11 protein-coding genes are annotated in these 14,705 nt (G+C 71.2%); 8 read left to right on the top strand and 3 right to left on the bottom strand.

Translation table 11 applies throughout. From position 1 onward, the window contains the following. Positions 1–57 precede the first annotated feature (57 nt). The 4 genes from ABD205_RS15335 to glgB are packed head-to-tail and all read left to right on the top strand — an operon-like array spanning position 58 to position 7,580. Entirely contained in the window at positions 58–2,019 is a 1,962-nt protein-coding gene (locus ABD205_RS15335) for an alpha-1,4-glucan--maltose-1-phosphate maltosyltransferase (RefSeq protein ID WP_344046200.1), read from the top strand. Then, positions 2,016–3,818 (top strand): maltose alpha-D-glucosyltransferase, encoded by a 1,803-nt coding sequence (treS, locus tag ABD205_RS15330; protein ID WP_344046197.1) that lies wholly within the window; start codon positions 2,016–2,018, stop codon positions 3,816–3,818. Before ABD205_RS15335 ends, treS begins: the two co-directional genes overlap by 4 nt. Next, positions 3,815–5,284: a maltokinase N-terminal cap-like domain-containing protein gene (locus tag ABD205_RS15325; RefSeq protein ID WP_344046195.1), complete on the top strand. Its 1,470-nt coding sequence runs from the start codon at positions 3,815–3,817 to the stop codon at positions 5,282–5,284. Before treS ends, ABD205_RS15325 begins: the two co-directional genes overlap by 4 nt. A gap of 1 nt (position 5,285) precedes the next feature. Then, the gene (glgB, locus tag ABD205_RS15320) at positions 5,286–7,580 is read left to right on the top strand and encodes a 1,4-alpha-glucan branching protein GlgB (RefSeq protein ID WP_344046193.1); all 2,295 of its coding nucleotides are present in this window, start codon (positions 5,286–5,288) and stop codon (positions 7,578–7,580) included. On the opposite strand, the gene ABD205_RS15315 is transcribed toward glgB, so the two are convergent. After that, entirely contained in the window at positions 7,577–8,461 is an 885-nt protein-coding gene (locus tag ABD205_RS15315; RefSeq protein WP_344046191.1) for an RNA polymerase sigma-70 factor, read from the bottom strand. The genes glgB and ABD205_RS15315 overlap by 4 nt on opposite strands. Next, complete coding sequence (locus ABD205_RS15310) at positions 8,458–8,616, bottom strand: hypothetical protein (RefSeq protein ID WP_344046189.1); 159 nt, start codon at positions 8,614–8,616, stop codon at positions 8,458–8,460. Before ABD205_RS15310 ends, ABD205_RS15315 begins: the two co-directional genes overlap by 4 nt. Positions 8,617–8,721: 105 nt before the next feature. Here ABD205_RS15310 and ABD205_RS15305 point away from each other — a divergent pair, with 105 nt between their 5' ends. The 3 genes from ABD205_RS15305 to ABD205_RS15295 all read left to right on the top strand — a co-directional run bounded on the left by ABD205_RS15305 (position 8,722) and on the right by ABD205_RS15295 (position 10,160). Next, positions 8,722–9,495: an NUDIX hydrolase gene (locus ABD205_RS15305; protein ID WP_344046187.1), complete on the top strand. Its 774-nt coding sequence runs from the start codon at positions 8,722–8,724 to the stop codon at positions 9,493–9,495. A gap of 198 nt (positions 9,496–9,693) precedes the next feature. Next, positions 9,694–9,843 carry a hypothetical protein gene (locus ABD205_RS15300; RefSeq protein WP_344046185.1) on the top strand — a complete coding sequence of 50 codons (150 nt, stop codon included), beginning with the start codon at positions 9,694–9,696 and terminating at the stop codon, positions 9,841–9,843. 65 nt (positions 9,844–9,908) lie between these two features. Continuing rightward, positions 9,909–10,160 carry a hypothetical protein gene (locus ABD205_RS15295; protein WP_344046183.1) on the top strand — a complete coding sequence of 84 codons (252 nt, stop codon included), beginning with the start codon at positions 9,909–9,911 and terminating at the stop codon, positions 10,158–10,160. 7 nt (positions 10,161–10,167) lie between these two features. Here the strand turns inward: ABD205_RS15295 and ABD205_RS15290 are convergent, their stop codons facing one another. Then, entirely contained in the window at positions 10,168–11,058 is an 891-nt protein-coding gene (locus ABD205_RS15290; protein WP_344046181.1) for a LysR family transcriptional regulator, read from the bottom strand. A gap of 93 nt (positions 11,059–11,151) precedes the next feature. Between ABD205_RS15290 and ABD205_RS15285 the strand changes: the two genes are divergently transcribed. Then, positions 11,152–14,592 (top strand): proline dehydrogenase family protein, encoded by a 3,441-nt coding sequence (locus tag ABD205_RS15285; protein WP_344046179.1) that lies wholly within the window; start codon positions 11,152–11,154, stop codon positions 14,590–14,592. Positions 14,593–14,705 lie beyond the last annotated feature (113 nt).

The raw sequence follows: 14,705 nt of genomic DNA, 5'->3' as shown, positions 1-14,705 counted from the left end.
CGGCCCTGCCACGACGCGCGGCGCATGGGAACTGCCCCGGCCGGATAGTTTGAAGCCATGGTTGGACGCATCCCCGTGCTGGACGTGCACCCCGTCGTCGATCTCGGCAGGCAGCCCGCGAAGGCCTCCGTCGGCGAACCCTTCCCCGTCAGGGCGACGGTCTTCCGCGAAGGCCACGACATGCTGGGCGTCGAGGTGATCCTCGCCGACCCCAGCGGAGAGCGCAGACCGCCGGTGCGGATGACCGAGACCGGACCGAAGAGCGACCGGTTCGAGGCGTGGGTGACGCCCGACGCCGAGGGCCTGTGGTCCTTCGAGGTGCAGTCGTGGTCGGACCCGATCGGCACCTGGCTGCACGACGCTCCCATCAAGATCGACGCCGGCGTCGACGTCGAGCTGATGTTCACCGAGGGCCGGCTCCTGCTCGAGCGGGTGCTCGCGGACCCGTCGCTGACCCGCGCCGAGGCCGCCACGGTCAAGGCCGCCGCCGATGCCGCGACCGACACCACCCGGCCCTCGGCAGCGCGCATCGCGGTGATGACCGCACCCGACCTCGTCCGCGTGCTGCGCCAGCACCCGCTTCGCGAGCTCGTCACGATCGAAGGTCCCTACCCGGCGTACGCCGACCGGCGCCGTGCGCTCTTCGGCAGCTGGTACGAGTTCTTCCCTCGCTCGGAGGGCGCCGCGCCGGACAAGAAGGGGGTGCTGCGCAGCGGCACGTTCCGGACGGCGGCGAAGCGCCTCGACGCCGTCGCCGCGATGGGCTTCGACATCATCTACCTGCCGCCGGTCCACCCGATCGGCGAGGTCAACCGGAAGGGCCCCAACAACTCGCTGACCCCAGGCCCCGACGACGTCGGCAGCCCGTGGGCGATCGGCTCGAAGGACGGCGGCCACGACGCCATCCACCCCGACCTGGGCACGTTCGAGGACTTCGACGCGTTCGTCGCGCGCGCCGGCGAGCTCGGCCTGGAGGTCGCACTCGACCTCGCGCTCCAGGCCGCGCCGGACCACCCGTGGGTGAAGGCCCACCAGGAGTGGTTCACCACCCGGGCCGACGGCTCGATCGCCTATGCGGAGAACCCGCCCAAGAAGTACCAGGACATCTACCCGATCAACTTCGACAACGACCCCACCGGGATCGCGAAGGAGGTGCTGCGGGTCGTCCGCGTGTGGATGTCCCACGGCGTCCGCGTCTTCCGGGTCGACAACCCGCACACCAAGCCGGTGGCGTTCTGGGAGTGGCTGCTGCGCGAGGTGCGGCGCACCGACCCCGACGTGATCTTCCTGTCGGAGGCGTTCACCCGGCCCGCGATGATGCACGCTCTCGGCTCGGTCGGCTTCCACCAGTCCTACACGTACTTCACCTGGCGGGTGGAGAAGGGCGAGATCGAGGACTACCTCGTCGAGGTGTCCTCGGAGTCCGACCACCTGATGCGGCCGAACTTCTTCGTCAACACCCCCGACATCCTGCACGCCTCCCTGCAGTACGGCGGCCCGGCGGCGTTCAAGATCCGCGCGGCGCTGGCCGCGACGGGCTCCCCGTCCTGGGGTGTGTACGCCGGCTACGAGCTGTTCGAGCACGTCGCCGTGCGACCTGGCAGCGAGGAGTACCTCGACTCGGAGAAGTACCAGCTGCGCCCGCGCGACTGGGACGCGGCCGAGCGCGAGGGACGGACGTTGGCGCCGTACCTCACACGGCTCAACGAGATCCGCCGCGCGCACCCCGCCCTGCAGCTGCTGCGCAACGTCACGGTGCACTCCTCCGACGACGACCACACGCTGGTGTTCAGCAAGCACCACGAGGGGGACGTCGTCATCGTCGTCATCAACCTCGACCCGCACGGCGTGCGGGAGACGATGGTCCACCTCGACCTCGCCGCCCTCGGCCTCCCGGAGAGCTTCGTCGTCCACGACGAGATCACCGGCGAGGACTGGACCTGGGGCCGTGACAACTACGTCCGCCTCGACCCGGGCTGGGAGTCCGCGCACGTCCTGACGGTGAGGAGCCTTCGATGACCGAGCAGACCGACATGCCCATGGGCGACACGCCGATCGGCGGGATCATCAGCGAGGAGCCGTTCCCCGACTCCCCCGGCGTCGACCACCAAGGTGAGCCCGAGTGGTTCAAGTCAGCGGTGTTCTACGAGGTCCTGGTGCGGTCCTTCAAGGACTCCAACGGCGACGGCACCGGTGACTTCAAGGGCCTGACCGAGAAGCTCGACTACCTGGCCTGGCTGGGCGTCGACTGCCTCTGGCTGCCGCCGTTCTTCCCCAGCCCGTTGCGCGACGGCGGCTACGACGTCGCTGACTTCACCGGCGTCCTGCCGGAGGTCGGCACGATCGAGGACTTCCAGCAGCTCCTCGTCGCCGCCCACGAGCGCGGCATCCGGGTGATCATCGACTTCGTCGTCAACCACACCAGCGACCAGCACCCCTGGTTCCAGGCCAGCCGCAACGACCCCGAGGGGCCGTACGGCGACTACTACGTCTGGTCCGACAGCGACGAGCTCTACCAGGACGCCCGGATCATCTTCGTCGACACCGAGCCGTCCAACTGGACGTGGGACCCGGTGCGCCAGCAGTACTTCTGGCACCGCTTCTTCTCCCACCAGCCGGACCTCAACTACGAGAACCCGAAGGTGCACGAGGACATCCTCGATGCGATGCGCTTCTGGCTGGACATGGGCCTGGACGGCTTCCGGCTCGATGCCGTGCCCTACCTCTACGAGGCGGAGGGCACGAACGGGGAGAACCTCCCGGAGACCCACGAGTTCCTCCGCAAGGTCCGCCGCGTGGTGGACGACGAGTACCCCGGCACCGTGCTGCTCGCCGAGGCCAACCAGTGGCCCTCGGACGTGGTCGACTACTTCGGCGACTTCGAGTCCGGCGGCGACGAGTGCCACATGTGCTTCCACTTCCCCGTCATGCCGCGCATCTTCATGGCGGTCCGGCGCGAGTCCCGCTTCCCGATCAGCGAGATCCTGGAGGAGACCCCGCCGATCCCCCGGGGCTGCCAGTGGGGCATCTTCCTGCGCAACCACGACGAGCTGACGCTCGAGATGGTCACCGACGACGACCGTGACTACATGTGGGCGGAGTACGCCAAGGACCCCCGCATGAAGGCCAACATCGGCATCCGCCGCAGGCTCGCGCCGTTGCTCGACAACGACGTCAACCAGATGGAGCTCTTCACCGCGCTGCTCCTCTCGCTGCCGGGCTCACCGGTGCTCTACTACGGCGACGAGATCGGCATGGGCGACAACATCTGGCTCGGCGACCGTGACGGGGTGCGTACGCCGATGCAGTGGTCCGGCGACCGCAACGCCGGCTTCTCCGTCGCCAACCCCGGCAAGCTGGACCGGCCGGTCGTGCAGGACCCCGTCTACGGCTACCAGGCCGTCAACGTCGAGGCGCAGCTGGAGGACTCCTCCAGCCTGCTGCAGTGGACGCGTCGACTGATCCACGCCCGCAAGCAGCACCAGGCGTTCGGGCTGGGCAGCTTCACCGACCTCGGCGGCACGAACCCGTCGGTGCTCTCCTACTCACGCGAGCACCTCAAGGAGGACGGCACCAGCGACGTCATCCTCTGCGTCAACAACCTGTCCCGCTTCCCGCAGCCGGTGCAGCTGGACCTGCGCCGCTTCGAGGGGATGGTGCCCGTCGAGCTGATCGGCGGGGTGCCCTTCCCCGCGATCGGTGAGCTGCCGTACCTGCTGACTCTCGGTGGGTACGGGTTCTACTGGTTCCGGCTGACCCGGCCGGACACCGCACCGATCGAGCCGGAGACCGGCCTGTCCGGGGAGGAGCTGCTGTGAGCGCTACACCGGCGACCGCCGACCATCTCGACCGCGAGGTCTTCGCGGACTACCTGACCCGCACCCGCTGGTTCAGCGGCAAGGGCCGCACGTTCGCGGTGACCCGCATCCGGGTGCTCGGCGAGGTGCCCGGACGCGTCGAGGGCAGCCCACGCGTGCTGATCCACCTCGTCGAGGTGACGTACGCCGACCCCGGCGGCACGGGCACCGAGCGCGAGCTCTACCAGGTGCCGCTGGCGTTCTACGTGCACCCGCAGGGTCGTCTCGACCACGCCTTCATCGGCTGGTGGGAGGACCCGGAGCTCGGCTGGGTCCACGCGTACGACGCCGTGCACGACCGTGAGGCGATGGCCTGCTGGCTGCGCTCCTTCGAGAGCGCGCCGGAGGGAGAGGGCCCACTCTCCTTCCACCGCGTCCCGGGCCACCAGCTCGACACCGGAGCCCACTCGTCGCCGTTCTCGGGCGAGCAGTCGAACTCGTCGGTGGCGTTCGGCGAGGACGCGCTGATGAAGGTGTTCCGCAAGGTGACTCCCGGCGTCAACCCCGACATCGAGATCCACAAGGTCCTCACCGAGCTCGGCTCGGACCACGTCGCGGCCCTGTACGGCTGGGTCGAGTCGAGCTTCGCCGACGAGCCGAGCGGCGCCGGCGATCCGACCGGTGCGGCCGACGGCGAGGAGCCGGTCATGCACCTGGCGATGCTGCAGCAGTTCCTGCGCACCGCGACGGACGGCTGGGACATGGCACTGGCGAGCGTGCGCAGCCTGCTCGGCACGCCGGAGCTGCACGCGACGGAGTCCGGCGGCGACTTCGCGCCTGAGGCGACCCGGCTGGGCGAGGCGGTGGCCGACGTGCACCGCCAGCTCGCCGCCAGCTTCCCCACCGAGACGCGCGGGCCCGAGGCCGCAGTGGCGCTCGCCGCGGCGATGAACGAGCGGCTCGACCGCGCCCTGGCCGTCGTACCGGACCTCGCGGTGCACGCCGAGCGGCTGCGCGCCCTGTTCGCGCGGGTGGCCGGCCTCGGCGGCCTCGAGGTGCAACGTATCCACGGCGACCTGCACCTGGGCCAGACGCTGCGCACCGCCAAGGGCTGGAAGATCGTCGACTTCGAAGGCGAGCCCGCGAAGCCGCTGGCGGAGCGGACGCTGCCCGACTCACCCTGGCGCGACGTCGCGGGCATGCTGCGCTCCTTCGACTACGCCCCGCGCTCGGTCGAGCACAGCCAGCCGGGCGGTGAGGGCGACGCCGAGCTCACCGACCTGCGCCGGCTGCGCGCGGGCGAGTGGGCGCACCGCAACCGCAACCACTTCCTGGTCGCCTACGGCGGCGACCTCACGGTCGAGCAGCGGGTGCTGCTCGACGCCTACGTCGCCGACAAGGCCGTCTACGAGACCGTCTACGAAGCGCGGAACCGTCCGGGCTGGCTGAGCATCCCGCTCGAGGCCCTCGCGCAGATCGGAGCATGACGTGACCGACAACCTCCACACGTCCACCGCCGTACCCGTCGACACCGCAGAGCTGAGCAGCCTCGTCGAGGGCCGGCACGCGTCGCCCCACTCCATCCTCGGGCCGCACCCGCACGGGGGCACCGTCACGGTCCGTGCCTTCAAGCCGCTCGCTTCCAGCGTCGTGGTCCGCTACCGGGTCGACGACGACTGGAGGCAGGCCGAGCTCAGCCACGAGCACGAGGGCGTCTGGGCGGGAGTGGTCCCGGTGGCGGAGGTCCCGGACTACCGCCTTCTCGTGACGTACGGCGACCACACCTCGGAGCTCGACGACCCGTACCGCTTCCTGCCGACCGTCGGCGAGGTCGACCAGCACCTGATCCGCGAGGGCCGGCACGAGCAGCTCTGGAAGGTGCTCGGCGCCCGGGTCCACCACTACGAGTCGCCGGGCGGCCCGGACGTGACCGGCACCTCGTTCGCTGTCTGGGCGCCCCGCGCGCACGGCGTCCGGCTGGAGGGCGACTTCAACAGCTGGGACGGCCGCGAGCACCCGATGCGGCAGCTCGGCGAGTCGGGCGTCTGGGAGCTGTTCGTCCCCGCGGTCGGCAGCGGCACGCGCTACAAGTTCATCATCCTGGGCGCCGACGAGCACTGGCGCGAGAAGGCCGACCCGATGGCCGGCTGGGCCGAGGTCCCGCCGAACACCTCCTCGATGGTGTTCGAGTCCGGCTACACCTGGGGCGACGCTGAGTGGATGGAGTCGCGCCGGTCCAAGCGTCCCGTGGCCGAGCCGATGTCGGTCTACGAGGTCCACCTCGCGTCGTGGCGGCGACACCGCAGCTACGCCCAGCTGGCGGACGAGCTGGTCGGCTACGTCAGCGACCTCGGCTTCACGCACGTGGAGCTGATGCCGGTGATGCAGCACCCGTTCGGGGGGTCGTGGGGCTACCACGTGACGTCGTACTTCGCGCCCGACTCGCGTCTCGGGACCCCCGACGACTTCCGCTACCTCGTCGACCGGCTCCACCAGGCCGGCGTCGGCGTCATCCTCGACTGGGTGCCCGGCCACTTCGCGACCGATGAGTGGGCGCTGCCGCGGTTCGACGGCGCCCCGCTCTACGAGCACCCGGACCCGCGCCGGGGCTGGCACCAGGAGTGGGGCTCGCACATCTTCGACTTCGGCCGCCCCGAGGTCCGCAACTTCCTCTACGCCAACGCGATCTACTGGCTCGAGGAGTTCCACGCGGACGGGCTGCGGGTCGACGGCGTCGCCTCGATGCTCTACCTCGACTACGCCCGCAACGAGGGCGAGTGGGAGCCGAACATCCACGGCGGCCGCGAGAACCTCGAGGCGGTCCAGTTCCTCCAGGAGATGAACGCCACCGCCTACAAGCGCGTCCCCGGCATCACCACGATCGCCGAGGAGTCGACGTCGTGGCCGGGGGTGACCCGGGCGACCGACGCGGGCGGCCTCGGCTTCGGGTTCAAGTGGAACATGGGCTGGATGCACGACACGCTCGACTACCTCGAGCGCGACCCCGTCCACCGGTCCTGGCACCACCACGACATGACGTTCGCGCTGACCTACGCCTGGTCCGAGAACTACATGCTGCCGCTCTCGCACGACGAGGTCGTGCACGGCAAGGGGTCGCTGCTGCGCAAGATGCCGGGCGACCGCTGGCGCCAGCTCGCGAACCTGCGCGCCTACCTGGCCTTCATGTGGGCGCACCCGGGCAAGCAGCTCCTCTTCATGGGCTGCGAGTTCGGCCAGGAGTCGGAGTGGGCCGAGTCGCGCGAGCTCGACTGGTGGCTCCTGGACCATCCCGAGCACCGCGGCCTGCACTCCCTGGTGCGAGACCTCAACCGGACCTACAAGGACAGTCCCGCTCTCTGGACGCTGGACAGCGACCCGGCGGGCTTCGCGTGGATCGACGCCGACGACACCGAGCGCAACGTCTACTCCTTCGTCCGTCGCGGCCCGGCCATCGACGGCGCGGTGGCGGACCAGCTTGTCTGCGTGGCGAACTTCGCGGCCGTCCCGCACGACGTCCGGCTCGGCCTGCCGCACGACGGGGTGTGGGACGAGGTCCTCAACACCGACGCCGAGGCCTACAGCGGCTCGGGCGTCGGCAACCTCGGCGCGGTCACGGCGGTCGGGTCGGAGCACGCGGGCTGGCCGGCGTACGCCGACCTGCGGGTGCCGCCGCTCGGGACGGTCTGGCTGCGCCCGCAGGCCAAGGCTCCGTGGTCGGCAGCGGCCGTCCAGGAGGCACTCGAGCAGGACCCGGAGGAGGATCCGCCCGGCCGGACGGTCTAGCGCGCCAGCGGCGTCTCGGACAGCACCCGGCCGAGCTTGTGCGGGTTGCGAACGAGGTAGAGGGCGGTCACCCGGCCGCCCTCGACCCTCATCGTCGCGATCGTGTCGAGCTCGCCACCGGCCGTGAGCCGCAACCCGGGCGCACCGTTGACGAGGACCTCCTCGGCCGCGACCGGCCCGGGCGCCTTGGCCGTGATGCCGACGAAGAAGCGCAGGACCTTGTCGGCGCCCACGATCGGGCGCAGCGCAGCCTGCTTGACGCCTCCCCCGTCGGTCATCATCACGACATCCGGGGCGAGGACGTCGAGCAGGCGCTGCAGGTCGCCCGTCTCCGCCGCGCTGCGGAAGGTCGCGATGGCGCGACGCGTGTCGGCCTCCGACACCTGGACGCGCGGGCGCCGCGCCTCGACGTGCGAGCGGGCGCGGTGCGCGATCTGGCGCACCGCGGCAGGCGCTTTGTCGACGGCCGCGGCGATCTCGTCGTACTCGACGTCGAAGACCTCGCGCAGCACGAACACGGCCCGCTCGGTCGGTGTCAGCGTCTCCAGGACGAGCAGCATCGCCGTCGAGACGCTGTCGGCCAGCTCGACGTCCTCGGCCACGTCGGGGCTCGTCAGCAGCGGTTCGGGCAGCCAGGGGCCGACGTACGTCTCCCGCTGACGGCCGAGCGTGCGCAGCCTGTTCAAGGAGAGCCGGGTCGTGATGCGGACCAGGTAGGAACGGGCGTCGCGCACCTCACCGTGGTCGACGTCGGCCCAGCGCAACCACGTCTCCTGGAGGACGTCCTCGGCGTCGGCGGCCGAGCCGAGCATCTCGTAGGCGACCGTGAACAGCAGGTTGCGGTGGGCGACGAATGCCTCGGTCGCCGGGTCGACGCTCATGCCTCGGAGCGTACGGCGCTCGGCGTCTCCAGCGGGATGTCGCACACGTCGCCGTAGCCCTGGCTCTGCGTGTGCTTCGCACAGCGCTCCATGACGGCGCCGTAGGGGCCGGTGGTGGCTGCCTTCGGCATCCGGAACCTGCTGGTGCTGGGCATCTCGGTGTCACCTCTCGTCGGGTTGCTCCTGCCCACCAGACACCGCCCGTCGCCCTGTTGTGACACCTCGGACGCGGGCATCCGTCGACCATTAGGGTGGTGCGCGTGAGCGCCAACGAGTCAGGGACAACTGTGCTGACCGTCGCAGACGGCGTCGCTCGCATCAGCTGGACGTCCGACGAGACGCTCGACGCCGTCCGCCACGAGGTCGCGGCCGCCCTGATGACCCACCACCGGGTCGAGGCACTGGTGGACCCGGCCGACGAGAAGGGCCAGCGCACCGCCACCTGGTCGGGCCTGCGTCGCGAAGGAGTGATGCGGGGCGTCACGGTCGACGGCGCGCCTGTCGACCGCATCGTCTACGCGCGGGTCGAGACCGACGTACCGGCCCACGAGCCGGAGGGCTTCCGGGCGCTCCTCAACTCCTTCCTCCCCCGCAAGCGGGCGATCGGACAGTTCCTCATCCGCGACTCGAACGACCGGGTGCTGCTCTGCCAGCTCACCTACAAGTCCGACTGGGACCTGCCCGGTGGCGTCATCGAGGTCGGCGAGTCCCCGGCGGTCGGCGTCAGCCGCGAGGTGGAGGAGGAGCTCGCCCTCGACCTCAAGGCCGGTCCGCTGCTCCTGACCGACTGGCTCCCGCCCTGGAGCGGCTGGGACGACGCCGTCTGCCTGGTCTACGACGGCGGCGTCCACGACCCCTCCATGCTCGACGCGATGGTGCCGGAGGCGCGGGAGATCCGCTCCGTGGCCTTCTGCACCCTCGAGGAGATCCGGGAGCGCTGCGCCGACTTCACCGCCCGCCGCATCGAGGCGGCCCTGGCGAGCGCGCACGGCAACGGCGTCACGTACACCGAGTCCGGCCGGCCCGTCGCCTGACCCGATCCCCGAGACGTCAATCCCTCCGGCCCGAGACGTCAATCCCTCTGGTCCGAGACGTCAATCCCTCTGGTCCGAGACGTCGTCTGAGGTAGGCGCCGACGGAAAGTGGGGACGACTGCCGATGTGGCGCCCTACCTCAGAGCGCGACCGTAGGGATGTCGGAAGGTCTCCGACATCCCTACGAGGAGCAGTGACATGAGCAACGCCAACATCCTGTACGCGAGCTTCGTCAAGGCCGAGAGCGCCTACCGCGCCCAGCGGATCCGCGAGGACATCGTCGGCCGCCACGAGAAGTCACGCCTGCGCCACACCCGTCGCAACCTGCTCGGCTCCGCCGACTCCTGAGCCCCGACCATGGTGTCGCCCGCGCAGGTCTGGTGCGGCGGGTTGCCGCGAGGCACGATGCTGTCATGTCCTCGCGTCGGCAGAACGCGACCGCGGGTGCCGTCCTCGCTGACGCCCGTGGCGACGGACGCGCGCTGCGGGTGACGTGGCACGACGAGGTGGGGGTCGTGGTGCTGAGCGTCTGGCGCGACAACGTCTGCACGACGACGGTGCGGCTGACGCCCGCCGACGCCGTCGACCTCATCGAGGTCCTGGCGGCGGGAATGCCCCGCGAGCACGACGTCGCCGACTCCCGCCCGGACGCCGCGGGAGCGTGAGCGTCGCTCACACCTGCATGGACGCGACGGCGTCGAGCAGCGCCTCCCGAACAGCCTGTACGGCGGGCCGTGTGGCGAGCGAGGACGGGGACGCCGTGAACACCGTGCGGACCGGCGCGTCCTCGAGGTCGACGAGCCGCACCGGCGGCGTACCACCGCGCCAGAGCAAGTCGGGCAGCAGTGCGACCGCGTTGCCCGTCGACACCAGCGCGACGTGCGCCTGCAGGTCGGCCGTCTCGAACTGCACGTCCGGCTCGAAGCCCGCGCGCCGGCAGAGCTGCTCGGCGAAGTGCCGGGAGGCAGCGCCGTGCGGCTCCATCACCCACGGCAGCCGCGCCGCGTCGTGGAGCGACCCGACGGACGCCTCCGACGCGGTCGCCAGCCGGATCGCATCCTCCGTGAGGGGCTGCCGATCGAGCTGCGCGTGCCACGGCGCGGCGTGGCCCGGGTACTGCTCAGCCACGACCAGGTCGAAGTCGCGCGCGAAGGTCTCGTGCAGCGCTGTCTCCGGCTCGCGCTGGGTGACGACGACCCGGACACGCGGCGTCCGCTCGTGGACCAGGCGCAGCGTCGTCGGCAGCAGCGCCAGCGCCGCCGACTGGAAGATGCCCATCCGGACCGTGCCCGTCGCCTCGTCAGCGGCGGCGAGGAGGTCCGACTCGGCCAGCTCCAGCCGCTCGAGAACAGCTTCCGCGTGGGCGACGAGGAGCTCGGCCTCCGAGGTCAGCTGGACGCGGCGCCCGACCTTGCGGAGCAGGTCCACCCCCACCTCGCGCTCGAGCTGGTTGAGCTGCTGCGACACCGACGACGGGCTCTGGTGGATGGCTGCGGCGACGGCCGCGATGGTGCCACGGACGTGGACCTCTCGGAGCAGTCGCAACCGGCGTACGTCGAGCACGAGACACCTCCCTGATCCGTCAGCGGATCTTACGCATATGAGTCAGAAATCAGCGCTTTTCCCGAACGATCAGGGCGAGCGAAACTGGTAGGTATGCCCACCCCGACGTACGACGACCCCGCGGCCGTCCACGAGCTCACCGATCTCCTCCCCGCCGTCGAGGAGACGGTCCGCCGCTGGCTCGACACGTCGGCCCAGATCAAGCCCGACAAGGCCGCCAGCCGGCTGGCGGACGTGCTCGACGACCCGGCCGGCCTCCCCTTCACCGTCGGGTTCATCGACGGCGTGATCCGCCCCGAGGACAAGCGCGTGGCCGCGCGCAACCTGGCGATGCTGGCCCGCGACGTTCCCGGCTTCCTGCCGCTGCACCTGCGCCTGGCCGTGCGCGCCGGTGGCGCCCTCGGCACGGTCGCCCCCGGCGTCGTGATCCCGGCGGCACGTGCCGCTCTCCGTCGGATGGTCGGCCACCTGCTCATCGACGCCGAGCCGCGACGGCTGGGCCGTGCCGTCGAGCGCCTGCGCGCCGATAAGAACCGGCTCAACCTCAATCTGCTGGGCGAGGCGGTGCTCGGTCGCGAGGAGGCGACCCGCCGGCTCAAGGGCACCCTCGCGCTCCTCCAACGGCCGGACGTCGACTACGTCTCGATCAAGGTGTCGGCCACGGTCGCCCCGCACTCCCCGTGGGCCTTCGACGCAGCCGTCCAGGTCATCGTCGACTCGCTGCGCCCGCTCTACGAGCGCGCCGCCGAGAGCGGGACCTTCATCAACCTCGACATGGAGGAGTACCGCGACCTCGACCTCACCGTCGCGGTGTTCACCCGGCTGCTCGACGAGCAGGAGTTCCTCGGCCTCGAGGCGGGGCTGGTGCTCCAGGCCTACCTGCCCGACGCGCTGGCGTCGATGATGCAGCTGCAGGACTGGGCCGCCGACCGGCGCCGCCGCGGTGGCGCCCCGATCAAGGTCCGCCTCGTCAAGGGCGCCAACCTGCCGATGGAGCGGGTCGAGGCGTCGCTGCGCGACTGGCCGCTGGCGACCTGGCACACCAAGCAGGACAGCGACACCCACTACAAGCGGGTGCTCGACTACGCGCTCCACCCCGACCGCGTCCGCAACATCCGCATCGGCGTCGCCGGCCACAACCTGTTCGACATCGCCTTCGCGTGGCTGCTGGCCGGCGAGCGCGACGTCCGCGACTCCATCGACTTCGAGATGCTCCTCGGCATGGCGCAGAGCCAGGCGGAGGCGGTCAAGCGGGACGTCGGCGAGATCCTCCTCTACACCCCGGTCGTCCGGGCGACCGAGTTCGACGTCGCCATCGCCTACCTGATCCGCCGGCTCGAGGAGGGCGCGAGCCGCGACAACTTCATGTCCGCCGTCTTCCACCTGTACGACGACAAGGCGCTCTTCGAGCGCGAGCGGGCGCGTTTCGAGGCCAGCCTCCGGGCGCTCGACCGCAGCGTCCCCGCGCCGCACCGCACCCAGGACCGCACCGCGCCCGTCGACGCCACGCCGGCAACGGTCTTCCACAACGTCCCCGACACCGACCCGGCCGTCGCGGCCAACCTCGCCTGGGGCGCCCAGATCCTCGCCCGGGTGCCGTCGAGCACCCTCGGCGTCGACCGCGTCGAGCGTGGCCGCGTCACGACCGCCGACGGCCTCGAGGCGCTGGTCGACACCACGACAGGTGCCGGCGCCGCGTGGGCGGCGCTGGGCGGCAAGGGTCGCGCGGAGGTGCTGCGGCGCGCCGCGGTGTCGCTCGAGAGCCGCCGTGCCGAGCTGATCGAGGTGATGGCCTCCGAGTGCGGCAAGACGCTCGACCAGGCCGACCCGGAGGTCTCGGAGGCGATCGACTTCGCGAACTACTACGCCCACCTCGCCGAGCAGCTCGACGACGTCGACGGAGCGGTCGCGGAGCCGGTCGGTCTCACCGTCGTCACGCCGCCGTGGAACTTCCCGGTCGCCATCCCGGCCGGCTCGACCCTCGCGGCGCTGGCCGCCGGGTCGCCGGTCGTCCTCAAGCCGGCGCCGCAGGCCGAGCGCTGCGGCGCCGTCCTGGCCGAGGCCCTCTGGGAGGCCGGCGTGCCGGGCGACGTACTCGCCTTCGCCACCATCGACGAGGGCGACCTCGGCCGCAGCCTGCTCGCCGACCCGCGCGTCGGTCGCGTCATCCTCACGGGTGCCTTCGAGACGGCGGAGCTCTTCCGCTCGTTCCGTCAGGACCTGCCGCTGCTCGCCGAGACGAGCGGCAAGAACGCCATCGTCGTCACGCCGAGTGCCGACCTCGACCTCGCGGCCCGCGACGTCGCCCAGTCGGCGTTCGGACACGCCGGCCAGAAGTGCTCGGCCGCTTCGCTCGTCATCCTCGTCGGCTCGGTCGCGACCTCGACCCGCTTCCGGCACCAGCTGCTCGACGCCGTCCGCTCGCTGCACGTCGGCTGGCCGGAGGACCCCTCCGCCCAGGTCGGACCGCTGATCGAGCCGGCGGCGGGCAAGCTGCTCGACGCGCTCACCCGCCTCGACGCCGGCGAGCGCTGGCTCATCGAGCCCCGCAAGCTCGGCGGGTCCGGTCGGCTGTGGTCGCCGGGTGTCAAGGAGGGTGTCCGGCCGGGCAGCCGCTCGCACCTCACGGAGTTCTTCGGGCCGGTGCTCAGCGTGATGACGGCCGAGACCCTCGAGGAGGCGGTGGCTCTGCAGAACGAGGTCTCCTTCGGCCTGACCGCCGGCCTGCACTCACTCGACCCGGCCGAGGTGCGTCAGTGGCTCGACACCGTCGAGGCGGGCAACGCCTACATCAACCGCGGAATCACCGGTGCCATCGTGCGCCGCCAGCCGTTCGGCGGCTGGAAGCGCTCGGCCGTCGGCACCGGCACCAAGGCCGGAGGGCCGAGCTACCTGCTCGGGCTCACCGACTGGAGCAGCACCTTCGCCACCTCCACGGCCACGCCGCGACCGACGTCGCAGCACCTGCTCGACGAGGCCCGGCGGGCCGGGCTCGAGGGCTGTGACCGACTCGAGCGCGCCTTCAGGTCGGATGCGGCCGCCTGGGAGCACGAGTACGCCGACACCCGCGACGTCTCCGGGGTCGAGGCCGAGCGCAACGCCCTGCGCTACCTGCCCGTGCCGGTGACGGTGCGGCACGAGTCGGGGCTGGTCACCGACCTCCTCCGGGTCGTCGGTGCCGGCCACACCGCCCGCTCCCGGGTCAGCGTCTCCACCGCGGCGCCGCTCGACCGCGCGATCGCGTCCGCGCTCGCCACGGCGGGCATCTCGGTGGCCGTCGAGGACGCCGCCGCCTGGCGGACGCGGCTCGCCACGATGCACGACGCGCGGGTCCGCCTCGTCGGCGCGGACGCGGCGACGGCGTACGCCGCGACCGGAGGCCGTCCCGACGTCGCGATCCACGCCCACCCGGTCACGGAGTCCGGTCGACTGGAGATGCTGCCCTTCCTGCGCGAGCAGGCGATCAGCATCACGGCCCACCGCTTCGGCAACCCGACGACGCTCCCCGACGAGGTCCTGCCGCTCAGCGTCTGACCGCTTCGCCTCGGGGGCTGACCCGAACTGTCACCGTGACACTTTGCGCGGTGGGTGATACATCCGAGCTATCACCCATCGCCCGAACTATCACCGTGACACTTTGCGCGGTG

Source organism: Nocardioides panacihumi (assembly GCF_039530925.1).
Taxonomy (GTDB): domain Bacteria; phylum Actinomycetota; class Actinomycetes; order Propionibacteriales; family Nocardioidaceae; genus Nocardioides; species Nocardioides panacihumi.
Note: the sequence above shows the minus strand (reverse complement) of the source record. Positions and strands in the feature narration are given on the sequence as shown.

What these genes read in the sequence shown, in the direction of transcription:
- ABD205_RS15335 (WP_344046200.1), top strand. Translation starts at nt 58, where the DNA reads ATGGTTGGACGCATCCCCGTGCTGGACGTGCACCCCGTCGTCGATCTC.
- treS (WP_344046197.1), top strand. Translation starts at nt 2,016, where the DNA reads ATGACCGAGCAGACCGACATGCCCATGGGCGACACGCCGATCGGCGGG.
- ABD205_RS15315 (WP_344046191.1), bottom strand. Translation starts at nt 8,461, where the DNA reads ATGAGCGTCGACCCGGCGACCGAGGCATTCGTCGCCCACCGCAACCTG.
- ABD205_RS15310 (WP_344046189.1), bottom strand. Translation starts at nt 8,616, where the DNA reads ATGCCCAGCACCAGCAGGTTCCGGATGCCGAAGGCAGCCACCACCGGC.
- ABD205_RS15300 (WP_344046185.1), top strand. Translation starts at nt 9,694, where the DNA reads ATGAGCAACGCCAACATCCTGTACGCGAGCTTCGTCAAGGCCGAGAGC.
- ABD205_RS15295 (WP_344046183.1), top strand. Translation starts at nt 9,909, where the DNA reads ATGTCCTCGCGTCGGCAGAACGCGACCGCGGGTGCCGTCCTCGCTGAC.
- ABD205_RS15285 (WP_344046179.1), top strand. Translation starts at nt 11,152, where the DNA reads ATGCCCACCCCGACGTACGACGACCCCGCGGCCGTCCACGAGCTCACC.